Annotated in this window: 24 protein-coding genes, 1 pseudogene and 1 riboswitch; of the genes and pseudogenes, 18 read left to right on the top strand and 7 right to left on the bottom strand. The window is 42.3% G+C overall.

Annotation, left to right across the window (positions count from 1 at the left end):
• Positions 1-341 precede the first annotated feature (341 nt).
• From AC1WMD_RS17095 to AC1WMD_RS17080, 4 genes are all read left to right on the top strand, one after another.
• Positions 342-821, top strand: a complete 480-nt coding sequence (locus AC1WMD_RS17095) for a flavin reductase family protein (RefSeq protein ID WP_043903360.1) — start codon at positions 342-344, stop codon at positions 819-821.
• A gap of 161 nt (positions 822-982) precedes the next feature.
• Positions 983-1,966: a quinone oxidoreductase family protein gene (locus AC1WMD_RS17090; protein ID WP_043903361.1), complete on the top strand. Its 984-nt coding sequence runs from the start codon at positions 983-985 to the stop codon at positions 1,964-1,966.
• 262 nt (positions 1,967-2,228) lie between these two features.
• The gene (locus AC1WMD_RS17085; protein ID WP_186003899.1) at positions 2,229-2,351 is read left to right on the top strand and encodes a transposase; all 123 of its coding nucleotides are present in this window, start codon (positions 2,229-2,231) and stop codon (positions 2,349-2,351) included.
• A 174-nt stretch (positions 2,352-2,525) separates the two neighbouring features.
• Entirely contained in the window at positions 2,526-3,275 is a 750-nt protein-coding gene (locus tag AC1WMD_RS17080; RefSeq protein ID WP_494258069.1) for a MerR family transcriptional regulator, read from the top strand.
• Positions 3,276-3,428: 153 nt separating this feature from the next.
• Here the strand turns inward: AC1WMD_RS17080 and AC1WMD_RS17075 are convergent, their stop codons facing one another.
• A complete protein-coding gene (locus tag AC1WMD_RS17075; RefSeq protein ID WP_043903363.1) occupies positions 3,429-3,884 on the bottom strand; it encodes a DUF2269 family protein in 456 nt (151 codons plus the stop codon).
• Positions 3,885-4,300: 416 nt separating this feature from the next.
• On the opposite strand from AC1WMD_RS17075, the gene AC1WMD_RS17070 reads away from it, so the two are divergent.
• The 6 genes from AC1WMD_RS17070 to AC1WMD_RS17045 all read left to right on the top strand — a co-directional run bounded on the left by AC1WMD_RS17070 (position 4,301) and on the right by AC1WMD_RS17045 (position 11,030).
• Complete coding sequence (locus AC1WMD_RS17070) at positions 4,301-5,506, top strand: trans-sulfuration enzyme family protein (RefSeq protein WP_494258068.1); 1,206 nt, start codon at positions 4,301-4,303, stop codon at positions 5,504-5,506.
• Between the two features lie 467 nt (positions 5,507-5,973).
• Positions 5,974-7,134, top strand: a complete 1,161-nt coding sequence (locus AC1WMD_RS17065) for an acyl-CoA dehydrogenase family protein (RefSeq protein ID WP_494258067.1) — start codon at positions 5,974-5,976, stop codon at positions 7,132-7,134.
• A 172-nt stretch (positions 7,135-7,306) separates the two neighbouring features.
• Positions 7,307-8,149, top strand: a complete 843-nt coding sequence (locus tag AC1WMD_RS17060) for a DUF1835 domain-containing protein (RefSeq protein WP_494258066.1) — start codon at positions 7,307-7,309, stop codon at positions 8,147-8,149.
• Positions 8,150-8,179: 30 nt separating this feature from the next.
• Complete coding sequence (locus tag AC1WMD_RS17055; protein ID WP_043903367.1) at positions 8,180-8,821, top strand: hypothetical protein; 642 nt, start codon at positions 8,180-8,182, stop codon at positions 8,819-8,821.
• Between the two features lie 93 nt (positions 8,822-8,914).
• On the top strand, positions 8,915-9,811 hold the full coding sequence (locus AC1WMD_RS17050; RefSeq protein WP_043903368.1) for a CPBP family intramembrane glutamic endopeptidase: 897 nt from the start codon (positions 8,915-8,917) through the stop codon (positions 9,809-9,811).
• 508 nt (positions 9,812-10,319) lie between these two features.
• Positions 10,320-11,030, top strand: coding sequence for a DsbA family oxidoreductase (locus AC1WMD_RS17045; RefSeq protein WP_043903369.1), 711 nt, complete (start codon positions 10,320-10,322; stop codon positions 11,028-11,030).
• A 59-nt stretch (positions 11,031-11,089) separates the two neighbouring features.
• Here AC1WMD_RS17045 and AC1WMD_RS17040 read toward each other — a convergent pair whose 3' ends face one another.
• The 3 genes and pseudogenes from AC1WMD_RS17040 to AC1WMD_RS17030 all read right to left on the bottom strand — a co-directional run bounded on the left by AC1WMD_RS17040 (position 11,090) and on the right by AC1WMD_RS17030 (position 11,921).
• Positions 11,090-11,554, bottom strand: coding sequence for a DinB family protein (locus tag AC1WMD_RS17040; RefSeq protein ID WP_043903370.1), 465 nt, complete (start codon positions 11,552-11,554; stop codon positions 11,090-11,092).
• Positions 11,555-11,617: 63 nt separating this feature from the next.
• Positions 11,618-11,770 (bottom strand): annotated as a pseudogene (locus AC1WMD_RS17035) (ATP-binding protein); the annotation flags it as partial.
• On the bottom strand, positions 11,757-11,921 hold the full coding sequence (locus AC1WMD_RS17030; protein WP_186003900.1) for a hypothetical protein: 165 nt from the start codon (positions 11,919-11,921) through the stop codon (positions 11,757-11,759). The gene AC1WMD_RS17030 and the pseudogene AC1WMD_RS17035, both read right to left, overlap by 14 nt.
• 126 nt (positions 11,922-12,047) lie before the next feature.
• On the opposite strand from AC1WMD_RS17030, the gene AC1WMD_RS17025 reads away from it, so the two are divergent.
• The 3 genes from AC1WMD_RS17025 to AC1WMD_RS17015 all read left to right on the top strand — a co-directional run bounded on the left by AC1WMD_RS17025 (position 12,048) and on the right by AC1WMD_RS17015 (position 14,640).
• Positions 12,048-12,305 (top strand): DUF3949 domain-containing protein, encoded by a 258-nt coding sequence (locus tag AC1WMD_RS17025; protein ID WP_043903371.1) that lies wholly within the window; start codon positions 12,048-12,050, stop codon positions 12,303-12,305.
• Between the two features lie 191 nt (positions 12,306-12,496).
• Positions 12,497-13,183: an N-acetylmuramoyl-L-alanine amidase family protein gene (locus tag AC1WMD_RS17020; RefSeq protein WP_494258065.1), complete on the top strand. Its 687-nt coding sequence runs from the start codon at positions 12,497-12,499 to the stop codon at positions 13,181-13,183.
• Positions 13,184-13,314: 131 nt separating this feature from the next.
• Entirely contained in the window at positions 13,315-14,640 is a 1,326-nt protein-coding gene (locus AC1WMD_RS17015; RefSeq protein WP_043903373.1) for a S8 family peptidase, read from the top strand.
• A 16-nt stretch (positions 14,641-14,656) separates the two neighbouring features.
• Here the strand turns inward: AC1WMD_RS17015 and ltaS are convergent, their stop codons facing one another.
• Positions 14,657-16,621: a lipoteichoic acid synthase gene (gene ltaS / locus AC1WMD_RS17010; protein ID WP_494258064.1), complete on the bottom strand. Its 1,965-nt coding sequence runs from the start codon at positions 16,619-16,621 to the stop codon at positions 14,657-14,659.
• Positions 16,622-17,182: 561 nt separating this feature from the next.
• Positions 17,183-17,324, top strand: a riboswitch (cyclic di-AMP (ydaO/yuaA leader).
• 123 nt (positions 17,325-17,447) lie between these two features.
• Between ltaS and AC1WMD_RS17005 the strand changes: the two genes are divergently transcribed.
• The 5 genes from AC1WMD_RS17005 to AC1WMD_RS16985 all read left to right on the top strand — a co-directional run bounded on the left by AC1WMD_RS17005 (position 17,448) and on the right by AC1WMD_RS16985 (position 23,116).
• Positions 17,448-19,283: an APC family permease gene (locus AC1WMD_RS17005; RefSeq protein ID WP_494258063.1), complete on the top strand. Its 1,836-nt coding sequence runs from the start codon at positions 17,448-17,450 to the stop codon at positions 19,281-19,283.
• 109 nt (positions 19,284-19,392) lie between these two features.
• On the top strand, positions 19,393-20,055 hold the full coding sequence (gene ytaF / locus AC1WMD_RS17000) for a sporulation membrane protein YtaF (RefSeq protein ID WP_043903375.1): 663 nt from the start codon (positions 19,393-19,395) through the stop codon (positions 20,053-20,055).
• Positions 20,056-20,161: 106 nt separating this feature from the next.
• Positions 20,162-21,127 (top strand): sporulation protein, encoded by a 966-nt coding sequence (locus AC1WMD_RS16995; protein WP_494258062.1) that lies wholly within the window; start codon positions 20,162-20,164, stop codon positions 21,125-21,127.
• A 201-nt stretch (positions 21,128-21,328) separates the two neighbouring features.
• Positions 21,329-21,952 (top strand): SGNH/GDSL hydrolase family protein, encoded by a 624-nt coding sequence (locus tag AC1WMD_RS16990; protein ID WP_494258061.1) that lies wholly within the window; start codon positions 21,329-21,331, stop codon positions 21,950-21,952.
• Positions 21,953-22,294: 342 nt separating this feature from the next.
• Positions 22,295-23,116: an undecaprenyl-diphosphate phosphatase gene (locus tag AC1WMD_RS16985; protein WP_043903378.1), complete on the top strand. Its 822-nt coding sequence runs from the start codon at positions 22,295-22,297 to the stop codon at positions 23,114-23,116.
• A gap of 524 nt (positions 23,117-23,640) precedes the next feature.
• Here AC1WMD_RS16985 and AC1WMD_RS16980 read toward each other — a convergent pair.
• Positions 23,641-23,724 (bottom strand): putative holin-like toxin, encoded by an 84-nt coding sequence (locus tag AC1WMD_RS16980; protein WP_369492333.1) that lies wholly within the window; start codon positions 23,722-23,724, stop codon positions 23,641-23,643.
• Between the two features lie 231 nt (positions 23,725-23,955).
• The gene (locus tag AC1WMD_RS16975) at positions 23,956-25,440 is read right to left on the bottom strand and encodes an aldehyde dehydrogenase family protein (RefSeq protein WP_043903379.1); all 1,485 of its coding nucleotides are present in this window, start codon (positions 25,438-25,440) and stop codon (positions 23,956-23,958) included.
• Positions 25,441-25,607 lie beyond the last annotated feature (167 nt).

Here is a 25,607-nt window from a genome sequence, read left to right as displayed (position 1 = left end):
GTTATAATGTCTGATTTGTTTATAATCTTGTTTGAACCAGTAAATCAGAACACATTTTTCAATCAAAGTTGTTTATTATTATTCCATTAACTGGTGAGATTGCTGAAGGACTAGTTGACTTATTTTAAGGAATATCGTTCCATTCTCTTTTCCAATAAAGGATTAGCCATCTGTCGTTTTCTTGAAAACTTGTGTTCGGCCGCTGTATTCTAAGTTGTGAAATCTCCCTTGTTTCCTAAAAATGAAAAGCTAGACATATATTATTAGCTTGGATAAAATGGAAAATAAGAACATCTGCACAACTGAAAAACGCGATTTTTACGGAAGGAGGAGTTCCATACATGGATGCCAAGGCGAAAAAAACGGCTTTACGCGGAATTACATACGGTTTATACATTGTCGGTACAAAAGATGAAAATGGCGCTGCCAATGCTTTTGCGGGAAACTGGCTGACACAAACGTCTTTTAATCCTCCATTGGTAGCGGTTGCAGTGAAAGTAGGCACCCGTTCCCAAGAGCAAATTGCCAAAAATGGCGTATTTAGTGTCAATATTTTAGAAACAGGCCAAAAGGATATGGTCACCGCTTTCTTTAAATCTTTAGAACCGGAAGGAAATAAGCTGGCAGGGTACGAATTCTATACCGAAGAAACAGGATGCCCGATTTTTAAAGATGCGCTCAGTTTCTTTGAGTGCAAAGTCGTCGAAAAAGTAGAAAAAGGCGATCACTATATTTATGTAGGCGAAGTAATCAATGCGGGTGTGCATCGGGAAGGCGATCCGCTGACACTGAAGGAAACCGGATTTTATTACGGGGGGTAATTTGGGGACTCCCAACGTACAAGCCAGTTATAAGCGGTTGCGAAGGGAACGGATATGAAAACCACTGCATGTATGATATGAAGCAGGCTTTTTCCGCCTGCTTCATCCTTTTAACTAGAATGAAATAATGCATCATCAACCTTAAAAAAGGTGGAAGAAGAATGAAAGCAATTGTGATTGAACAGTTCGGAGGATTAGAAGTATTACAGTTAAAAGAAATAGAAAAACCAAAGCCAAAACCAAATGAAGTTATTATTGCTGTGAGCAAAACAAGTTTAAACTTTGCTGACATCAAAAACCGAACAGGGAAAAAAGCTAAAGGACAATTTCCAATGATTCTTGGTTTAGATGCTGCGGGTGTTGTTGTGGAAGTAGGAGAGCAAGTTACAAATATATCTGTGGGTCAAAGAGTTATAGCTTTTCCGTCAAGCGGCTCTTACGCAGAATATGTTGTCGCTGATGAGCGACTTGTATTTGCTATTCCAGATCATATGGATATGTTGACAGCAGCAGCATGCCCAATTGTTAGTTTTTTATCTTATATACTACTACAAGATTTAGCACGTATTCAAGCAGGTGAAAGTGTACTTATTCATTCTGCAGCCGGTGGCGTTGGTACTACAGCTATTCAGTTGGCAAAACTATTAGGCGCAAAACAAATTTTTGGAACCGTTGGGAATATGGACAAGGCATCTGTTGCACTAGAAGCAGGAGCAGATGAAGTGTTTACGTATGAAAATTTTGTTCAGGGAGTGAAGGAGCGAACGAACGGCCGTGGAGTAAATATCATTTTAGATTCTGTTGCTGGTACTGTTTCTGAACAGAGCATGAATTGTTTGGCTAATTACGGACGTCTTGTTCACTTTGGTAATTCTAGTGGGCAACCCGGAACGTTTATAACAAATCAAGTTCATGCAAGCTGTCGCTCGATTCTCGGTTTTAGTCTAGGTACAACAAGAAAAGAACACCCAGAACGCTTAAAACGTATTGCAGATTCTGTTATTCCACTTATTTCAAATGGGGATTTAAAAATAAAGATCGGTCATGTATTTGAATTAAGTGATATAGCTAGCGCTCATGCGCTCATGGAAAGTCGTGCGTATTCGGGAAAAATTGTCATTAATGTAAACGATGATATTAAATAATTTCTCTCACGAATGAAGAAAGTAGGATTTTTTCGAACGATGTCGAATGAATGGAAAACGAGAAAAGTAAAGGAGTTACAAGAAATTGAGGGAGACGGAAATAGGATTGAAGGGAATCGAGGAAGGTACCTGACGGTGCTTTTCTCGATTTTTTATTTGGAGCCAAAAAAAGAGGGGAAAGGATAAGTGATATTAGTCTAAAAAGTAGACACGCCAATAGAAACGCTATAATAAAACTAATTGCATGGAGGGGGTGGCCAACGTGGGAAACCGTTTTGATAAAGAATTGAAACTTCATGCTGTCAAATTAGTTGTCGAAGAGGAAAATACGATCGCTGAAACAGCGCGTCAACTTGATTTGTCTCCAAAAACGCTGCATCGATGAGTTAGTGACTATAAAGAAGATCGAGCCAGATAAACAGAAATAAAATTGCTGTTTAACACCGTTCGGATCTCTGAACGGTGTTATGCATATTTTGTACATTTATTTTTCAAAACGTATGTTGACTCTCACGCGACGTGATACTTTATAGTGAATGTTGAAGGGAGGCCAAAGGTGATGGCAATGAGAGTGAAAGAAGTTGCGGATTTGGTTGGCATTAGTGTGCGCACACTGCATTATTATGATGAAATCGGGTTATTAACCCCAGAGAAGACAACGGAATCCGGTTATCGCCTTTACACAGATGCTGATCTTGAGAAATTACAACAAATCTTATTTTTCAAAGAACTTGGCTTCCCTTTAAAGAGAATCAAAGAAATCATCAATAGTCCTTCATTTGATCGACATGAGGCGTTGGTGCTGCAACGGAAAATGTTGCTGGAGAAACGCAGACGGCTCGATAAAATGATTGCGACGATTGATAAGACCATTCAGCATATGAAAGGGGAAATTCAAATGACGAACAAAGAGAAATTTGAAGGTTTTGATTTTCGTCATAATCCATATGAACAAGAAGCACGCGAACGTTGGGGAGATGAAGCTGTCGACAAAGCAAACGCTAAAATCGGGAGCATGTCTAAAGAAGAACAAGAAGCTATGGTTCAAGCAATGAATTCGATCTATAAAAAACTTGCGGCCCTTCGTCATGGCTCGCCTGAATCAGAAGAGGCGCAAGCGGCAATTAAAGAATGGTATGACTTTTTGAACAACAACTTTGGTTGTTACTCACTCGAAGCATTCAAAGGATTAGGCCAAATGTACGTGGATGATGAACGCTTCACCAAAAACATCGACCAATTTGGTGAAGGCTTAGCGAAATTTATGCGCGATGCCATGGCAGTCTTTGCGGATCAAAACAAAAAATAATGTAAACGAAAGCAGGGCATTGCCCTGCTTTTGTTCATACTGGTAATTATGATCTGGGTGTTCAGATTTTGCGAAATAGACGGATGAGGGGGGGATCGATTAAAAAGGCTATTTATGAATTTTCAAATAGATTTTCTGCATATCAGCACATGCTCAAAATGGTTTTAGAATCATAAGTACAATAATGATTAAAAAAATGCCGTTTTCGATGCGCTCGTAACGAAAAAGCTGATTGGATAAACGTGTATATTCCTCTGGTATGTCTTCTCCTTTATAAGTTTCTAACAAATGTTTTAATGGCTTTGATTTAGGCGCTAATACAAGCGGTCCCATCGCGAGTGCAATTAAGAAAAGAACAAGGCTTGTCACATACCAACCCATTTGAAATAAGCCTGTATTTAAAAATCCCATTAACAAACCTGTAATAAGTAAAAGTGTACCTCCGATCATAACGAACGTATGCAGCTGCCGTCTAATTGCGTAGGCATATTTTAGCTGCGTCATTGTTTTCGCAGATTTTACGACATGAATTAAAATAAAACCCGGTCCCATACCTAATATGGCTGAAAAAATATGTATAAAAACAAGAATTTTATAAAATGTTGTCATGAGAATCCTCCTCTCTGTTGAGGTAAGTTGCGTTTTCTACCCTAATCATACACCATTTATGCTCGTATAACGCAGTGATATTTCATACAAAACAAAAATAATTGTGAACAAAAGCAGGGCATTGCCCTGCTTTTGTTGTTATTACTTAAGTAGATGGTGCAGCAGGCAGGAGGAGAGGAATAGGAAACACTGACAAACAAAAAAGGAAGGGAAAATATCACACAAAACCTTGACTTAATCCATCTAGAACGATGGGTTTACTTTTTTTTAAGAAAAATTATATAATATCTATTAAGTTCTGAAATAAATAAAAGTTCTGTTAATTATAAGGTAGATCGATACGAGCCCAATAATAGACTGGCACCAACTGTTTTTATCAAGAGCTCTTAATTGGAAAAGTAAAGGAGAGAGAGTAGATGAACAAACGTGATAATCGTGAAGAGCTGAATCTTGAAGGACTCCGAACCGAAACCTTGGTTGTGCATGGCGATGATTGGGTAACCAATGATAGGACGATAGCTCCGGCAATTTATTACTCAGCTACGTTTCGTGCGCATAATTCCAGTGAATTTGCGGAAATGGCGGGAACACCCCGTCATCCTCAGTATTACACGCGTTATGGCAATCCAGTGCATGAGCGTGTAACGAAGATTATGGCTGAGCTGGAAGGCACAGAAACCGCACTGGTAACTGGCTCCGGGATGGGGGCAATTGCTACGACCATTTTGGCTCTAGTCAGCACAGGAGATCATGTGATTGCACAGACGCGGCATTATATGAGTACCGCCAAGATCATGGATGAAATGTTGCCGCGATTTGGTGTGGAAGTGACTCTGGTTGAACAAGCGGATATCAATGCCTTTGCGGAAGCGATACGGCCTAACACAAAGCTCATCATGGTGGAGACGCCAGCTAATCCGACCTTGGTGTTGACCGATTTGGCTGCTGTGGTAGAGTTGGCACGCCCGCATGGAATTATCGTCGTGGCCGATAACACCTTCGCGTCGCCGATCAATCAGCGTCCTCACGATCTAGGCGTCGATATCGTTATTCATAGCGCAACAAAATATTTAGGTGGACACCATGATTTAACAGCTGGTGTCATTTGCACTAGCGAGGAGTTAGCCGAGCGTATTTGGCATACGCATATTTCCATTGGTTCGGTTCTTTCGCCAATGGATGCATGGCTATTATTGCGTGGTCTGCGTACGCTTCCGATACGGATGGAACGCATTAATGCCAACGCCTTAGCCTTGGCAAAGTTTTTGGAAGAGCAGCCGCAAGTAGAGCGGGTGTATTATCCAGGCCTTCCTAGCCATCCGCAACACGAATTGGCCAAACGGCAGATGAAAGGGTTCGGAGCGGTCATTGCCTTTGCTATTAAAGGGGGTTATGAAGAAACGCAGCGGTTCGTTTCCGCATTGAAACTGCCGCCTAACGCGGTGAGCCTGGGAGGAGTCGATTCTCTGGTGGTACATACAGCGGCGATGTGGGAAGGAGTGATGACCGAGGAACAGATGAAGACAGCTGGGATTCCGTCCAATTTCGTGAGATTCTCGGTCGGCATCGAGCACATCGAGGACCTGAAAGCCGATGTGTGGCAGGCTCTACAGGTAGTTTAACATTTTTCCCGAGGAGTCTCCCTTCTCAAAACGGAGGGAGATGAATCGGGAGGTTTTTGAACCTCTAAAACGAACACACGTTCTATTATCAAATCATCCAATCAGACAAGGAATCTCCCGCTTCGTGGCCAAAAAGTGTTTTTCGGACATCGAAAGCGGATTTAGGCTGATTGTACGCCTGCAATCGGGAGTCCGCCCGTGTTTGGAATGAATGTCTTCGATTAGCGAAGGAACTCCGGGAAGACTTCCGATGGCAGGAATCGGGCAGAGGGAGACCGCCTTCCTCTATGTAGAAGCTTTTTCGATGAAGGTGGTAAGAAACTCCCACCTCTTTAGGGGGTGGATGTGGCGATAGCGCAACGAAATGTTGTTGTTCTGCAACAATCGGAAGTGGTAAGATAGAAAAAAGATATAATATTTATAAAATTCTTGATTTATGACAATGAAAAATAGGAAGGGGATATACAATGGATTTTACTTTGCCGAAAGAAATTGAATTTTTAAAAGAAAATGTGCGAAAATTCGTAAAAGAAGTAGTCGACCCGGTCGCGATGGAAATTGAAGAAAACGATCAAATTCCGGAACACATTATCGAAAAATCGAAAGAAATGGGCTTGTTTGGGTTGAGCATTCCGGAAGAATACGGCGGCTTAGGCTTATCGATGGTCGGCAAATGCGCGATTTACGAGGAGCTTGGGAAGACGCACAACGGCTATACGACATTGATCGGCGCGCATACCGGCATCGGTACTGTTGGCATTGTCGAGCTCGGCACGGAGGAACAAAAGCGGAGATATTTGCCGAAAATGGCGACAGGAGAATGGATTGGCGCGTTTGCTTTAACCGAGCCTGGCGCAGGTTCCAACGCGGCCGCATTGAAAACGACAGCAGTGAGAAAAGGAGACCGCTACATTATCAACGGCTCGAAACATTATATTACAAATGCGGTTGAAGCGCATGTCTTTACCGTGATGGCGGTGACCGATCCTTCCAAAGGGGCGAAGGGAATCACCTCCTTTATCGTCGAAAAAGACTTCCCGGGCTTTATTTTAGGAAAAGTGGAGCGGAAAATGGGACTAAGAGGCTCGCATTCGGCGGAAATTTTCTTTGATAATTTGGAAGTCCCAGTCGAAAACGTGCTCGGCAAAGAGGGAGAAGGGTATGTCAATGCATTGAAAATATTGGCGAACGGTCGCGCTGGATTGGCGGCAAGAAATTTAGGATCATGCATTAGATTGTTGGAATACTGCATGGAATATGCACAGCAGCGTGAGCAATTTGGCAAGCCTATTTTTGAACAGCAAGCCATTCAACATATGTTGGCGGAAATGAGTATGCTTATCGAAGTGCTGCGGTCGATTACATACCGCGTCGCTTGGATGACGGACCAAAAAATGCGGGTCGTCAAAGAAGCGGCGATTGCGAAGCTGTTTGGTTCTGAAGTATATAACAAAATTGCCGATTTAGCCGTCCAAATTCACGGAGGATTAGGATATATGAAAGACTATCCGATCGAACGCTTCTACCGCGACGCGCGGATTACGAAAATTTATGAAGGCACCTCAGAAATCCAGCGCAATATTATCGCCAATGAATTAAGGAGAGAATATTCCAAAGTAAGAGTATAATTGTTTGAAAAAGGTTCAGGCGTTCGCCTGGGCTTTTTTTGTGTCCATGATGGCTAATATGAGAGAAGAATAGTTTAGCCATTCCAGACGGGTAAAAAATTAGTTAGATATTTACAAAAAGCAAAGATTTATATTCCAACATTTGTTATTCTATAAGTAAAGGAGGATGTTTATGAGCATACATATCGTATTTAGTGATTCGGCTGCGGGCGGGATTAAAGTGGCGCTGCGGGAGATGGAAATAGATCAAGAAGAGAGTGTGCTCCATTTCTCCGATATTTTCTCGATTGGTCCGATATGGCAATTGCACAAGGAAGAAGGGAGAAAACGGCGCGCGGATTGGTTGCGGCAACATCTTTCGGACAGTCGATTTTATGAGAAAGAGTACGAAGCGCGCTTTCAGCATACGATTGCTTGCATCAATATGCTTCCTGAGCAGGAGGAGATTACGATTTGGAGCGGGGAAAATGCGCACGAACAAATCGGGCTTCGATATGTTCTGTATTTATTGCGCGAAAAAACAAATCACATAACCGTCATAAATAGTTCGAGGGCGCATAGCGATCTGTTTACGAAGCAAGGAGTTCATTATTCTATTTGGCATACGGGAGAAATTCCTCCTGAAAAACTCCGAGTTATAATGGAAACAAGAGCTCATAATCATGTTTTGTCGCTAGAAGAGAAAGAGCAGCTTATCCAGGAGTGGGGGGAATTAGCAGCCAGCACTGCGGTTTTGCGGCTATGGACGGAAAATGAGGTAACAAACGTTCCGGAAGATTATTACGATCAAGAAATCATCGCTACAGCTAAACAGCTACAACGAGATTTCGGCGAGCAAAAGTGGATCAAAGCGGCTAGATTGGTGGGGGAGGTATATGGTAATCTCCATGAGTTTATCGGTGATTTATTCATCGAATATCGTCTTAGAGCGCTCATCGGGAAAGGGATGTTTACGGTAGAAGGATCACAGGAGTCAATGCGGTATTATAGTGTACGCTATTGTACTTCTCTTTGAATGTTGAAAACATAGCAAAGGAGTTTGGAAATGAGGACATTTATTATTTGGTGCATAGTAGGAGCCGCAATAGGATGGATGCTCGGGATGGCGGGAGTGCAGATCCCGGATTGGGCCGCCGTCGGAATCGTAATTGCGCTGGTCGTTGTCATTGTTGGTTATCATGCGTATGTTCTTTTTTGGACAAAGAATATCCAGCTCGTCGAAGCATATCTCAAGAAGCGAAAGAAGCAGCCTTATTACGCTTTGCTGCTGGCGCTGGCAAACGGGGAGCTTGAGAAGGCGGAGCGATATGCCGAGCAACTGTCGGGAAAGTATGAAGAAGCACGAAAATCGGCGCTGGTGAATATTCAAATAGAGAAAAATCAGTTGGAAGAAGCCGCTGACATAGCGAATGAAATCAAGAACGATACCGTCCGTTATTATAACCAAGCTCTCGTTGCACTGATGCAAGGAAATGAGGAGCAGTTTGCACAAGCAAAAAACAACGTGGCAAATCGAGCGCTCCGCTATGTATTGGAGGCAGAAAAGGCTTTTCGCCAAGGAGACGAAAAAGAGGCGGAACGGCTTGGCCATCTCGCTATTTCTTCCGCAAGAGGCCTGCAAAAATATGTGCTTGTCCGATCATTAGAACGTCAGCAAAAAAATCCAAACAGACATTCATTTTTTTAAAATAAGCCTTTTTAAAAATTAAAACTATAATGATTAGAGGATACTATGTTCAATATAAGAGCATACATACATAATATTAGAAGGAGTTAGTATATGAAGCCAAGTTTTATTCTTCCTGAATTAGGAAAAAATAGTCATATTCGTTATTTTTCTTCTTTTTTATTAATTTCATTGTTTACGATCGTAATCGGAAGTGTTATGTATATATTTTCTATTCTGATTACAGACAGTATAAATCCCAAAATAGTAGATGTAGAAGAATTGATACTAAAAGATTCATTAGTAGATTTGTTTTTATCTCATATTACTTATGTTTTTGGGATTTTGGGTATTTGGATTTCGGCAAAAACAATACATAAACGTTCACTAATTTCATTTATTACTCCTTATCAAAAAATCAACTGGAAACGGGTGTTTTTTGGATTTATTGTCTTTTTCGCACTATTATCTATTAGTCAAATTGTTGATTTAATTTTGTTTCCTGAAGATTATAAATGGAATGATTTTGATGCCTCTCGCTTTATTTGGTTACTAGTGGCTGCTATTTTTCTTGTCCCTATTCAAACTACTTCGGAAGAGTTATTTTTCAGGGGATTTTTATTGCAATGGATAGGAAAACTAGTCAAACAACCAGTTTTATTATCCATCATAGTAGGATTTATCTTTGGAGCATTACATTTTGGCAATCCTGAGATGTCAAATAGCGCATTTTGGGCAGGGTTAGATTATGTTTTCACTGGGTTCATACTTTCATACATCGCTATTCGAACCAATAGTGCTGAATTCACGATTGGTGCTCATGCTGCAAACAATATGTTTTTATGTATCTTTTTGACATATGAAAATAGTGCATATGGAAATCTTCCTTCTTTATTCGCCTTAACCGATGTAAATGGTATGCTTTCTACTATTTATTCGATTATTACATATACTCTGTTTTTTATTATAGTTATTCATTATCATAAGAAAAAAATGCCGATAAAAAAATAGACTCTGTTGCAATATAGTGAAATAGAAGGTAAGCAAACATATTCAACATGACTAATATGTGCTTACCTTAATTTTTTAAGGATTTTTAGATTTTAGGTCTTGATAAAAAATGTGATTGACTTTCTTGTTCAACTATCATTCATTTACTGGTGCTGCAAGGTGGCATGGAAGTCTCCTATGGAAGAATGAATAAACTTCCATCATCTGTGGTGCCATGAAACGTGGCATGGTTGGCTAACGGGGGGTTAGTTGAACAAGATCTATTATTTGGGTCTTTTGTCTGTGGTCTAAAAATCAACACTGAAATTTGTATTAGCTATGACATGGCGGCTCAATAAGAAGTTTCGCATTACAAAATAATTACGATGATGGGCGGTATTTCCTTCACGCATGCCGAGTTCATTTATTTGAATACTGGCATGGCGATCCGCTACAATAAGCTGGAAACATGAAATTTTGCTTTCTTGTTGTTTATGCAACGGAGAGCCTAAACCGAGGTGCATATACGATGAAAATAGAAATTTGGTCCGATTTTGTCTGCCCATTTTGCTATATTGGGAAACGCCGGTTGGAAAATGCGCTTGAGCAGTTTCCGCATAAAGACCAAGTCGAAGTCGTATTCCGCAGCTTTGAGCTGGATCCCAATGCGAAAAAACAGTACGATATGACGATCCATGAAATCATCGCGAAAAAATACGGCATTTCGGTCGAAGAAGCAAAAAGAGTCAACACCGATATTGGCAGACAGGCAGAGTCTGTCGGGCTGACGTTCCGCTTTGACACGATGAAACCGACGAATACGTTTGACGCCCACCGTCTTGCCAAATATGCCGAAGAACAAGGAAAGCTTCTAGAAATGACGGAGCGGCTGTTCCAAGCGTATTTTACCGATTCGAAACGGATTAGCGACCATGACGTGCTCATCGAGCTGGCTGGCGAAGCCGGACTGGATCGGGAAGAAGTGAAACAAGTTCTTGAAAGCAGCCGCTATACCGATGAGGTAAGAAATGACGAAGCGGAGGCGGCCCGTTTCGGCGTCCGCGGCGTGCCGTTTTTTGTGCTGAACCGCAAATACGCGATCTCCGGCGCACAGCCGACAGAAGTGTTTATGCAGGCACTTGAAAAAGTATGGGAAGAGGAAAATGCAAACTCGCTATTGCAGCCGCTGGCATCGGACGGCGGGGGCCAATGCACAGACGGCAACTGCAAAATCGAATAGGTAAGCGTATGAAAAAACAACCAGACGGTCTTTGGAGAGAGACGCCTGGTTGTTTTTCGTTATCCGCGTTTGACAAACAACGGCAAGTCGGTATGCCCCATTTCGCGGACGTATACGAAAAGCTGGCCTTTATGGTGGATTTCATGGTCCATCGCTATTTTCAAAAGTTGCGCTGCCGGGAATTTCGCGCCAAATACGTTCGTGAGATCTAAAACACGTTCGAAATCTTCATCGGTAAGGGATTCGAGCAATTGCTTCGTTTTTTCCGTATATGTTTGGGCAAGCTTTTGCAAATCGGTTTCCGTTTCCTCGATTTTTTCTGTAAATAGCGTTGGATCTCCATGTTTTGCGGTGTTGGCGAATTTATAAAAGCTGAAAAGAATATGAGTGACTAAATCTTTTGCTGTCATGGATGTTGGTGTCGGTTTGTAGTCATAATGCTTTTCTTCGATTTTGTTAATTAACTCCACCGTGACATTACGATGGGATAAAAAGTGTTGCACAAGTTTCTGTGCCCGTGTCATGTGCATTCCTCCCTTTGGAATTTGTTTCTCTTTCTGATTATATCAGAGAAGAACAGGATATGGTTAGTAAGGCAGCTTGACGATAAAGGTTGTCCTTTGACCAAGGGTGCTTTCTACGTCAATCGTACCATCGTGGGCCAATACGAATTCTTTGGCAATCGCCAGTCCCAGTCCCGTTCCGCCCCAATTGCGCGTTCGTGCCTCATCGGTGAGGTAAGAAAACGCTTGGATTGAGTAAAAACGCATTTTTCTCCTTCGCAAGAACGACCACCGATTCGTTTTCCGTGACAGAAATATACGTACGGCCATACTCATCTTCCATGATGGCATAACTGTTTTTTCTTAGTAACGTTTTTGGATGTTCCATCCGTCCCTCTTCCTATTCTTTGTTCTGTATTTCTGCGCATATAGAAGAAATTCCTTTTATCCATTACAATGGAAATAAAACTTTTGGAAATTTGGTTCGTAATATAATAAAAAGGGGAAGTGTGTGATGTCATCTGCATGGCTATTTTTTGGAGGCATTGCTTTGCTATATTTTCTTGTGATGATCCCGATTCAATATTTGTATATATCGGGAATAAAAGAACGGGCAAGAAAATGGAAGCTTTCGCAAGAACAAATGTATGAAAATATGTCGTTTGAGGAAGAGCAATTACATTTCCATATACAAGGAAACATAGCGAATCTGCCATCTACTATTGTCGCCCATTTTTTGTATCAATTACGCCATCGTAAATCAAAGGAATGAGGTTGTGGATAGACCAAAATATACAGTGATCGTTTCCGTTCAATCCTCGCCTGTTCAATGATGATGTTTTGTGGGCAATTTTTTATAACCAATGTCTCTTTTCCATGGCTAGACAAATATAGGTTATCATTTTATTAAAACATAACTATATTAGCATTAGGATACGATAAAGAATAGATTGAGGTGAAAACATGCCCAAAATCTTTATCGATCCGGGGCACGGCGGCAAAGATACAGGCGCGGTTGGAAACGGGCTGCAAGAGAAAGATATTACGTTATCCATTGCATTGGAGATGCAACGTATATTGCAAAACGAATATGAAAACGTCTCTGTGCAATTAAGCCGTACGAGCGATACGGCTGTACCGTTAAGCCAGCGGGCGGCAAAAGCGAATCGCTGGGGTGCCGACGTTTATCTAGCCATTCACGTAAATGCCGGCGGAGGAACGGGGTATGAGGATTACATTTATGAAGGACTTTCGGATCGCTCAACAACAGCGCGGATTCGCGATATCATTCACGAAGAAGTGATACGGGCGACAGGATTCCGCGACCGCGGGAAAAAGAAAGCAAACTTTTACGTGCTAAGGGAAACGGCCATGCCAGCGGTGCTGACGGAAAACGGATTTATCGATCGAAAAGAGGATGCGGAAAAGTTGAAAGACCCTGCTTTTTTGCAAACGATCGCAAGAGGGCATGTAAATGGGTTAGCGAAAGCATTCCACTTAACAAAAAAGTCAGATGCGAACGATTTGATTCGTGTCATTGTCGATGGGAAACAAATCGGTGTCTATGAAGAAAAGGAAAATGTATTGAAACAAGTCGAATATTATTTAGGAAAGGCAAATAAAATCGAGCTGGAACGAGTGAAAAGATGAGTAGCAAAGCCTATCGCACTTTATGAAGTGTGATAGGCTTTTTTGATTGGTTTGTCCTAAGATGCAAGCCGTTGCGAAGCTCCTCCTTTTTCATAGAGTATATCGAAGCTTCACTAGAGGGAGGAGACTGAATGTTTGGGTATTCTATCGTTCAACTGGCACGCAATTACGCACATAAATTAGACCGTCCGCTCCGCCACTTTATGGTTGGCATGTATAAGCCGTTTATTTATACGCCATGTATTTTTCATCAGTGGCTGGAAAAATGGGTGAGAAAGTGGAGAAAAATCCCTGTTATTATTCATTTTCATGAAGAAGATGGTATTGCTGCTGTAAAGGAAGTAGAAAAGCAACATTTCCGTACAAAGATTCACCACGAGTTCCGTTATTTACCATTATGCAGTGCGGAAGTAACTCCGCAAGCATTGGAGCAAATTTTACAGCGCCCCGATGTGAAAAAAGTGTACTTAAACCGAAAAGTAAGAGCGCTATTGAATAACGCTGTTCCATCAGCGAATGCGAAACATGTGGCGGTGAACGGAACAACGTTAAGCGGAAAAGGAGTTACGATTGCGATCGTCGATACAGGGATTTACCCTCATCCTGATTTAGAAGGACGGATCGTCGAATTTGTCGATTTCGTCAATGGACGTACTGCCCCGTACGATGATAATGGACATGGCACCCATTGCGCCGGCGATGCGGCGGGAAACGGCCGCATGTCGTCGGGATTATATGCAGGGCCGGCATATGAGGCGAATGTGGTTGGAGTAAAAGTGCTGGACAAAACAGGGGCTGGCACGCTTGATACGATTATTCGCGGAATTGAATGGTGCATCCAGTATAATGAAACGAATCCAAACAACAAGATTAATATTATTTCACTGTCATTAGGTGGAGAGCCACAACCGTTTCCTGCCGAAAATGACGATCCGCTTGTGCAAGTGGTGGAAAAAGCATGGGATCATGGCATTGTCGTCTGTGCTGCAGCTGGAAACGAGGGGCCGGAATATGGAACAATTTCCAGTCCAGGAATTAGCGATAAAATTATTACCGTTGGTGCTCTTGATGACCGTGATACGACTGAGACAAGGGCGGATGATAAAATTGCTGATTTCTCCAGCCGCGGGCCTACCGATTACGGGGTGACAAAGCCCGATATTGTCGTGCCGGGAGTGAATATCATTTCGCTGCGCGCACCAAGGTCGACGCTGGACAAATCCCAAAAACAAAGCCGCATCGACCAATATTATACGAGCATGTCAGGAACATCCATGGCGACGCCGATTTGCGCTGGTATTGTCGCTTTAATGCTGCAGCATAAACCAAATGCCACGCCAGATGAAATTAAGCAGGCCCTAAAAGAAGGAGCGGATTTATGGAAAGAGCGTGACCCTAATATATATGGAGCGGGGTATGTTAACGCCGAAAAAGCAATTGCATCGCTAAAAACATAAAAAGAAGAGGGAAGCGTTATTCGTCGCTTCCCTCTTCTTTGTCTTCGCGATTGTTGTAATCGTATTTGGACGGATCGACCGGCTTAAATCCTTTCGGTGTATAGAACCGCAACAAATCTCCGTATACGACTTTATCGGAAAGATCCAGTTTCGTACGGGCAATTTGTTCCATACGTTTAATTTCCGGAGTTTCTTTCAACGGTTCGCCCGTCTTCGAGTCATAATATTTTCCGTTGACCGCCGTCACAGTTGGAGTGACGAAGTTGCCGTTGCGGAAAGGTACGATTTCTTGATGATCTGGCGACAACAGGTCCGTACCGAAATGAACATAGTTTTTCGTATCGATTCCTAATAAGTGAAGAACCGTTGGCAATAAATCAATTTGTCCGCCATATTGATGCATAATTCCGCCTTTGACACCCGGAACACGGATAAATAAAGGCACTCGTTGCAATTGTGCTTGTTCAAATGGTGTAATTTCTTTTCCTAACACTTGTGACATTGCTTTGTTATGATTTTCGGAAATGCCATAATGGTCACCGTATAAAATGATGACAGAACGGTCGTATAAGCCGGATTTTTTCAGATAATCAAAGAAATCTTTTAACGATTCATCCAAATAGCGGGCGGTTTGGAAATAACGGTCTACCGAGCCATCACCTGTATCTGCCGGTTCGATCGTTGCGTCTTCCTCGCTAATTGGATAAGGGAAATGGTTCGATAGCGTGATAAATTTGACATAAAACGGTTCTTTCAACGATTCGAGCATTGGAATCGATTCTTTAAAGAACGGTTTGTCCTTTAATCCATAGTTCAACACATCGTTGTCATTCATATCATAGTAGCTTGCATCAAAGAAATGATCGAACCCGAACGATTTATAAATTTCATCACGGTTCCAGAACGTTTTATAGTTCCCATGGAACACCGCTGACGTATATCCATACTGGCGAAGAATTGCCGGTGCTGCGTGATACGTGTTTTGTCCTTTGGTTGTAAATACAGCTCCTTGTGGCAAGCCGAACAGCGAGTTTTCTAACATGAACTCTGCATCCGATGTTTTCCCTTGACCTGTTTGATGGAAGAAGTTATCAAAGTAAAAGGTGTTCGGATCACGCACAAGCGAATTTAAAAATGGAGTTACTTCTTCGCCATGCAATTTATAGTTAATCAAAAAGTTTTGGAACGATTCTAAATGAATGTAAATCACATTCATTCCTTTTGCTACACCGAAATACTTCGGATTTGGTTCTGCATATGTTGCTTGTACATGGTTTAAAACCGTTGTAATATCGCTTTTATTCGCAAACGCACGTTGTGTCGAAGATTTCATGCTTTGTACAGCGTCATAAATTAAGTAGTTGTAGACTCCTAAATATTTCACGATGTAATTTCGGTCAAACGTTCTTGTCAGCAATTGCGGGCGGTCCACTTCAGCCAGCGCAAGGTTCGCAGTAAAAATGAGAGCAGCAGTCGCGAATACAATGCTTTTTTTGTAGCGCCCGACCTGTACCGCTGGCAGGGAGAAACGTTTCGAAACGACAATCGTCATTAAAATAATTGTATCTAAAAAATAGAAAATATCGTACCACTTGATCAATTCCCAAATGCTTCCGCCGAGATCGCCAAAGTTTTTTGTCTGCGTGAGCGTTGGCAATGTAATAAAGTCGCTAAAGAAACGGTAGTATACAATATTGGCGTATAAAATAAACGATAAGATGAAATTAATAATAATGAGCCAAGTATACGTTCGTTTCCCTTTCGCTAATAACGCTAATCCTAAAAAGAACACGGCAGAGCTGATTGGATTAATCAACAGCAGTAACTCCTGCATGGAATTGCTTATGCCTAGATTAAATTCGGCTAGATAAGCTACATACGTTTTCATCCAAAACAAAAATACAGCAAAAATAAAAAAACCAATATATTGGTTAGGGAGAGAACGGTATTTGTTTAACAGATTTGTACCAATCCTCTTCACGTTCTCTTCGCCTCCTTGTTTGTTATTTCGAATATCTGGCGCAATGAGTAGCACATATATGAACAACAGCTGCACAAAGTGCAGCATGCGCAGCATTCTGTCATCATTTTACATCGAAAAATCTCTACGTCAAGTAGCATAATACCTATTTTATATAAAGTCAATGGAATATTTTTATTCTCTTTCCACTTTATTTTCCGCTTTCCTCGCTGCTCGTCCCCCCTTTCTCTGTCATTTGCCAAGCGTTTCTTTCTGTCTTATATAGACGAAAGTAGAAAGAAAATGGTTTCACGTTATGGAAAAAATTGCGTCCGATCGAACGGCCATGCCCTCTAACCATTTTATTAAGCGAGTGACGCATTATGAATAAAAAATAATTGGATATACCCGATTTTTATGATTGGTTTAGCAAGACTCCAAAAATAAGAAAAAGCGTGAGAAAGAACGAAAAAGAAAAGATAAAAAGCGATAAAATAAGCCAAACCTTGTTTAATCCCTTCTTTTTGCTCCTTTACAGTGAAGACAGAAGAGAGTAACATATCAGCTATGATTTAACACTATATACAAAAATCGCTGAATCCTTCATGGAGCGGGGGACCCAATGTTGTAACGTCCGTTACTTGGGGTGAATCCTGGAAAGGAAGGGCTATCTCTCCATGCCCTAACCCGACAGCTAACCTCGTAAGCGTTTTGGGGAGGGATGTAAAGGGACATATTTGTCTTCGCCTAGCCGTTGAGTACACCCTCAACGGTTTTTTTCGTGTTGGACTGATAATCGATAAAAAAAAGAAAATAATAATTGAGAGCGAAAGAGGAGGGTAATTCGATGGCTTCTTTGAAACGGTGGATCATTGGTTCGCCGATGGAAACAAAACAGCTAAAACACGAAAAGTTGCCGAAATGGAAAGCTTTGGCGGTGTTTTCTTCTGATGCGCTTTCATCAGTGGCGTATGCAACGGAAGAGATTTTATTAGTATTAATGTTGTTGGGAACGAGCGTGTTTTTTTATTCGCTGCCGATTGCAGTGGCAATTTTAGTGTTGTTGCTGCTTGTGACGTTATCTTATCGCCAAATTATTTACGCATTTCCGTCCGGAGGCGGAGCTTACGTAGTTGCTAGAGAGCATTTAGGAACGGCGACAAGCCTCGTTGCCGGTGCAGCGCTAATGATTGACTATATTCTTACTGTAGCCGTCAGCATTAGCTCAGGAGTAGCGGCATTAACGTCCGCGTTTCCAAGCTTGCTGCCGTGGAAAGTACAAATCGCGATAGCGCTTGTATTGCTGCTAATGATTTTAAACTTGCGTGGAATTACCGAGTCAGCCACAGTATTTGCGTACCCAACGTACTTGTTTATTATTTCCGTGTTGGTGCTGATTGCCGCAGGCGGATGGCAGCTGTGGCATGAAGGATGGCATGGGTTTAATTACAAAGAGCACGCTTCCGCTGCACATTTTTTTGCTTCAGGCTATAGTGTGTTTATTTTATTAAGAGCATTTGCATCGGGATGTTCGGCGATGACAGGGGTAGAAGCCATTAGCAACGGTGTCCCATCATTCAAGCCGGACAGCTCGAAAAATGCAGCCATAACGATGGGATGGATGTCCGTTTTATTAGGGACGATGTTTTTAGGAATTACCATTTTAGCGGCGGGATTTGGCGTGACACCGCTTGAGCATAAGACCGTTATTTCCCAAATCGGCCATCATGTTTTTGGCAATAGCATTTTCTTTTACTTGTTTCAAATGATTACGATGCTCATTTTAGTATTGGCCGCAAATACAAGCTTTGCTGGTTTTCCACAGCTGGTTTCCATTATTGCCAACGATCGATTTTTGCCAAGAAGCTTGGCGGCACGCGGCGACCGTCTTGTATTTTCGAACGGAATTATTCTGTTAAGTATTTTGGCCATCGTCCTGATTGTTGCGTTTCAAGGTGAAACCCATTCCCTTATTCCGCTGTATGCGGTCGGTGTGTTTCTTTCGTTCACGATCGGTCAAAGCGGAATGCTAAAGAAAATATGGAAAGATAAAGAAATGCGAAACGCAACAACAGTGCTGACCATTGCGGTAGGAACGATTGTAACGGGGCTGGTCACCATTATTACGATGGTGGCGAAATTTACGCAAGGTGCATGGTTAGTCATTGTCGCCATTCCATTGCTGGTATGGATGTTTTACCGCATTCACGATCATTATGAAAAATTAGGCGAACAGCTAAAACTGGATGAGCAGGAATGGACGCGTCGGGAAAAAATGTTAAAGCCGAAAGTGATTATCCCAATTTCAGGGGTAAGCAAAGTAGTCGCGCAATCGGTGCAGTATGCGCGCAGCATTTCCGATGATATTACGGCGATCTCCGTGATTTTCCATGAGGAAGAGGAACAAAAGTTAAGAGAAAAATGGGAAAAATTTTATCCCGATATTCCATTGCAGGTGATATATTCGCCGTATCGGACGATTTTGTGGCCAATATTAGACTATATTAATGAGGTAGAAAAACAAGCCAACGGGTCGCCGGTTACGATTTTAATGCCTCAATTTATCGTGAAAAAATGGTGGCATACGCTTTTGCATAACCAAACAGCGATTATTTTGCGCTTTTTCTTGATTATGAAAAAGGACATTGTCATTGCGACATTACCGTATCATTTACGGGAATAATGTGTCGATAGAGGCAGAAATATTTCCTTGGAAATCGACATGTGTCGAATGTGCGAAACAGTTTCCTCTGCGTGAATCATTGCATATAGTAACGCAGGAGGAATGGATAATGTGGAAATATGTATCGATGATCATGTTGGCCTTTGCCGTTAGTATGGACAGTTTAAGCGTTGGGGTGACATACGGAATTAGGAAAATTCAATTTCCGCTTCGCTCAAAGCTGGTTATCGCATGTATGTCTGGCGCGATGTTATTGTTATCCATGTATGTCGGCAGCGTTCTTTTGTTGTTTTTGCCGATGCAGGTGGAACGATGGCTGGCTTCCGCTATATTAATTGCTCTTGGCATTTGGGCAATTTATAATGTAGTTAAAAAAGAAGAGGATAAGTACGAAAGGCTTGAACCGTTGGTGGCGGACCCGCCTCGCATGAAAGTATGGAGATTTCAATTGGAGCGGTTTGGCATCGTCGTTCAAGTGCTAAAACGCCCGACATTAGGGGATTTGGACCGCTCTGGAAGCATCAGTATGAAAGAGGCGATGTTGATTGGGTTCGCGCTGTCGATGGATGCGTTTGGCGCAGGAATCAGCGCCTCCTTTTTAGGGTATTCGCCATTGATTCTTGCCTTATTTGTAAGCACATTAAATATCATTTTTATTGGTTTAGGGTTAAAAGCAGGAAATCTGCTCTCCGAGACAAAAGCAGTGAAAAAGGCTACGGTCATCCCTGGAGCGATTTTAATCTGCCTTGGCATTACGAAAATATTTTTTTGACCATCCTAAAGGCAACGACCTTTAGGATGCATTATGTTGAATCCTTTCGGCCGCTATATTCGTAACTATTTCGTAGAAACACATTTCCATGGGGAGAGATGAACTAATGTGGAAAAAGCTTTTGTCAAAACTTGGAGTAGGAGCTGCGAAAGTAGACCTTGTGCTGCATCGTCCTCAAGTACGTCTAGGAGAGAAATTGGAAGGAGAATTTTTGGTTGAAGGGGGGACGGTGGAACAACAAATTCGCAAGCTGGAAGTGGAATTGCAGCTCACCGTTCAGACCGATGGAAAAGCATATCGCCGAACGGTGGCCGTCATTCCTGTTGCCCCTTCGTTTACCATTCAGCCTGGGGAAAGAAAGGTATTGCCGTTTTCCTATGTTCTTCCGCTGCATTTGCCAATTACGCGTCATAGTGTGCGCTATACGTTTGTGACGCGTTTGGACATTGCCGATGGGGTCGATGCTTTTGACCAGGATGCGATTCATATTCTTCCGCCGTTAGCGCTCGAGAAATTGTTTCAAGCGTTTGCGAATCTTGGCTTCCGTGAGAAGCCTTCTTCGGGAAAAATCAGTGCGTACGGCCAGGAATTTGCCTTCTTCCCGACAAACACGTTTAAAGGAACGGTACAGGAAATAGAATTTTTTGCCCTGCTCGAAGAGAAAGGGGTTCGGTTGTATCTCGAAGTAGACATATGGAACGGATTGCGTGAAAGCGAGATGAAACAAGAGCTGTTTTTCCGTTATGAAGAGCTGGATGATTTGGAAGGAACAGCCCAAACGTTGCAACGTGCAATCGAAAAAGCGGTTCAAGCCGCTCAGAACTCTTCCTTCCATATGGGCACTGTCTATGCGCCGCCGTATACCTCTCCACATGCATACGGTCCTCATCACAATCATCACCATGGTGGGCATAGCATGACGGGAGCGATTGGCGGATTTGCGGCAGGAATGCTTGCGGGTATGGTGGCTGAGGAATTGTTGGAAGAGGTCGTTGAAGAAGCGCTAGATCCCGATTTAGGCGATGTGATGGATATAGGTGATTGGTTCGACGGTGGAGACGATATTATATAAGCGCCAAAAACAAAATTCTGCATAATGACGTTCGCAACGCCCATCAAGCTATTTCGTTGACATACGAGCGTTACGAAAGAGGAAAAAGATCCGATGGCCTTCATGAAAAAGGGCATCGGATCTTTTATATAATATAAAATGCTATACATCATTAATATCAAAAGACAATTCAATTTTATGATCAGGAAGCGAGGCGAGAGGATGAAGCTCGAAGGAAGAATCGTGTTCATCGGCGACAGTATTACCGAATCAGGAAGATGGAAAGACCCGGAACAAATTGGCTACGGGTATGTCCGGCTGATCCGCGACTACCTTATTACCGCTTATCCGAATCGCTTCTTCGATGTCATCAATCGCGGCGTCAGCGGCAACCGCATGCCCGACCTGCTTGTGAGATGGGAGCGGGACGTTATCGATCTGCAGCCAGATGTCGTTTCCATTTCGATCGGCATCAATGATGTATGGCGCCAGCTCGACCATCCAGAGAAAGAGCAAGTATATCCGGACCAATTTGAACAAGTATATACGCAGCTGGCTGTGCAAACGAAGGAAAAAACGAAAGCGCAACTGATATTTATGGAGCCGACCATTATCGGCGAGTACATTCATTCACAAGGAAACATAAAGCTGAAACCGTATGTGGAAATTGTGCAAAAAATGGCGCAGCGGTTTCAAGGCATTTTAGTGCCTACCCATCAGGCGTTTCTCGCCTATTTGCAAGCACGTTCGCCATATCGGCTGACAACAGACGGTGTTCATATGAATTCCATCGGCAATATGCTGATGACGCGTACTTGGATAGGTGCTGTGAAAAAAGTGAATTGATCTCTTTCACCACTCCTTTGGCTGAAGAGGAGATCTTGTTGCTCGGTTTTAAAACAGTCCGACGGCTCGCAAAGAAGAGTGCGTCGGATTTTTCATGAAGGGAAACTTTTCGAAGAGTTTAGAGTAAGAGGAAATTTATAGGCAGATAGATACCTCTTTTGGCGGTGGTAGAAATTGAAGATTTATAGTAAAATAAAGCGTGCTGACTTTTTGGTGTGTATCGATTGGTAAAAGCAAAAAAGTGATGTAAAAAGAAGAGAATCGTGATATTTTGGCATAGCGGAGAAATATGTTATATAAGTGAGGACAGCCATAATTTCGAAAAGAAAGGAATGCTAGAGGATGGACATTGTAGAGATTATAAAGGCCATTATTTTAGGAATGGTCGAAGGATTAACAGAGTTTGCCCCGGTTTCCTCAACGGGTCATATGATTATTGTCGATGATATGTGGCTGCAATCGCAGGAATTTTTAGGGAAGTATGCGGCAAACACGTTTAAAGTCGTCATCCAGCTCGGCTCGATTTTGGCGGTCGTTGTCGTGTTTAAAGACCGATTTATCGACTTGCTTGGGCTGCGCGGACGCCATCGCGATGGACAGCCGCGCTTGAAGCTGATGCAAGTGATTGTCGGACTCATTCCAGCAGGGGTATTAGGGGTGTTGTTTGAGGATTATATTGACGAGCACTTATTTTCGACCGCAACCGTGTTGATCGGATTAGTGCTCGGGGCGCTATTGATGATCGCCGCCGATGTATTTGCCAAAAAGGCGCCAAAAGCGCAAACGGTCGACCAAATTACATATAAGCAGGCGCTTATCGTCGGTCTTGTTCAATGTTTGTCCTTATGGCCAGGATTTTCCCGATCCGGCTCGACGATTTCCGGCGGGGTGCTGGCGGGAATGAGCCACCGCGCCGCGGCCGACTTCACGTTCATTATGGCTGTACCGATTATGGCTGGCGCAAGTGGCTTGTCGTTGTTAAAAAACTGGCAGTACGTGACGGCGGCCGATATCCCGTTTTTCATCGCTGGGTTTATTAGCGCATTTTTGTTTGCCTTGCTCGCGATTCGCTTTTTCTTAAAGCTGATTAACCAAATTCGCCTCGTGCCGTTTGCGGTGTACCGCATTGTCTTGGCACTGGTCATTTACGTCTTGTATTTCTAGAATGATTTAGCAAGGAGAATACGCTTTTATGCCCGATGGACGCATTCCATCGGGCTGTTTTTATTCCAATAGCCCAAGCTTCATCGCTTTGACAACCGCTCCGACCCGTGAGTCGACATCCAATTTTCGCAAAATCATAGAAAAAAGTTCTTTTCATTAATATTCATTTTTTTAGGATGGCAACTCTGATGAACGTAAGTCAGTACTTCCGCATCGTTGAAATGGAGAAAAACCCCTATTAATATGTAAAATCGTAGGGATGTTATCGTTTTTCCATATCATGCATACTCCGCTAACATCGTTCGCAAAGAGGAAAAATAAAAAATATCCGGGCAGCAGCATCAAACATAAGCCTTCATTTTACAACACTAATCATGTATAATATACATAGAAGGTTCGTATAAATAAAATAAGACCAAGGGTGCTGCAACACCCTCGGTCCTGCAATAGAACGGTTCCCTGCAAGGGGGATCGGCAGCAGAGCGGAAATAATCCACCCGTAGCTCCGACAACTCAAGGGTGGATTATTTCTTTTGACTGTAAGACAGTATTGAAACGATAAGACTTGCAAAAGCTATCGCAAACATTAACGCTTCAAACACTGTCATCGGCATCACCCCCTTTCTGCATATAAAGGGGTACAATGCCGACCCACCCTTGAGTTTTCCCGTACTATTGCCTTCCTATTATACTATATATTTACAACTATTGAAAACGGAAGATAGTAAGGTTTATCTTCTGTTTTTTTGTCGAAAAGCAGATGCCTTGTAGGGCATCTCAGCTTGTCGACTTTGTCGACAAGCTGAAAGCCCGTCGAAAGAACTCGACGGGCTTTTTTATTAGTTCATATTGATCCAGACACTCTTCACTTCGGTATAGTTTTCTAAAGCATAGCTACCCATTTCGCGGCCGATACCTGATTGTTTATAACCGCCAAACGGAGAAGCAGCGTCAAAGACGTTGTAGCAGTTTACCCACACTGTTCCAGCTTGCAGCTTATGAGCAATTAGGTGAGCTTTTTTCAAGTCTTGAGTCCAAACGCCAGCTGCAAGGCCATAAATGCTGTCGTTCGCTTTTTTAACCAGATCATCAATATCATCAAATGGCATTGCTGCAACAACTGGTCCGAAAATTTCTTCTTTTGCGATGGTCATATTATGATCCACATCTGCAAAGATGGTTGGAGAAACGAAGTATCCTTTCTCAAATGGAATCGTTCCACCGGTTACGACTTCTGCCCCTTCTTCAATTCCCTTGTCAATATAACCTTTTACACGAGCTTGTTGTTGTGCTGAAATAAGTGGACCCATTGTAGTATCCGGTTCTAAACCATTACCTAGTTTAATTGATTTTGCAGCAGATGCTAAATCAGCTACAACATTGTCATACATTTTCTTTTGGACATATAAACGGCTTCCAGCAGCACAAACTTGTCCTTGGTTGAACATAATTCCTCTTAAAGCCCCTGGAATGGCTTTTGAAAGGTCAGCATCTGGAAGAATAATATTAGGAGATTTGCCGCCTAATTCAAGAGTCACACGTTTTAGTGTATTAGCAGCAGATCTCATAATAGATTTACCTACATTAGTAGAACCAGTGAATGCAATTTTATCCACTAACGGATGATCTACTAGTGCTTGTCCAGCAGTTGGACCATAGCCTGGCACGATATTGATTACACCTTTAGGGAATCCAGCTTCACTAATTAATTGAGCTAAATATAAAGCGGATAATGGAGTATTTTCAGCCGGTTTTAACACGATTGTACATCCCGTTGCTAAAGCAGCGCCTAATTTCCAAGCTGCCATCAGTATTGGGAAGTTCCAAGGAATAATTTGCCCTACTACTCCAACAGGTTCGTGTAAAGTATAGTTAAAGTAATTGCCTTGAACAGGAATAGTTTGCCCGACAATCTTTGTAGCCCAACCAGCGTAATAGCGGATGTGCTCAATAGCTAAAGGAACATCAGCATTAGATGTTTCCGCAAATGGTTTACCATTATCTAAAGTTTCTAACTGTGCTAACTCTAATTTATGCTCTTCCATCAAGTCAGCTAATTTATACATCAATCGACTGCGCTCCGCACTGCCCATCTTTCTCCAAGGACCGTTGTCAAATGCTTCGCGAGCTGCTTTAACAGCTAAATCGATATCTTCTGCAACTGCTTCGGAAACAGTCGCCAATACCTCACCTGTAGCAGGATTAAATGTTTGGAACGTTTTCCCGGAAACGGAATCTACAAATTCCCCGTTTATGTATAATTTTTTAACACCTTTTAAAAATTCTACTAATCTTGGACTTAATTGAGTTGCCACTGTTGTCACTATCAATTCCCCCTTTGAGTAATATGATGAAGCGCTTTCGATAAAGCGCTTTCGTCAAAAAGGAAAAAAATTGATTTATGGAAATTTTATCATATTTGCACTAAAAAAACAATAGATATATTCTATTCGCAACTAATCTTTCTTAATGTTTCGTATTTTAGAAGGGA

Source organism: Parageobacillus sp. NEAU-HV-2 (assembly GCF_059115485.1).
This window is presented reverse-complemented; position numbering and strand designations above follow the sequence as displayed.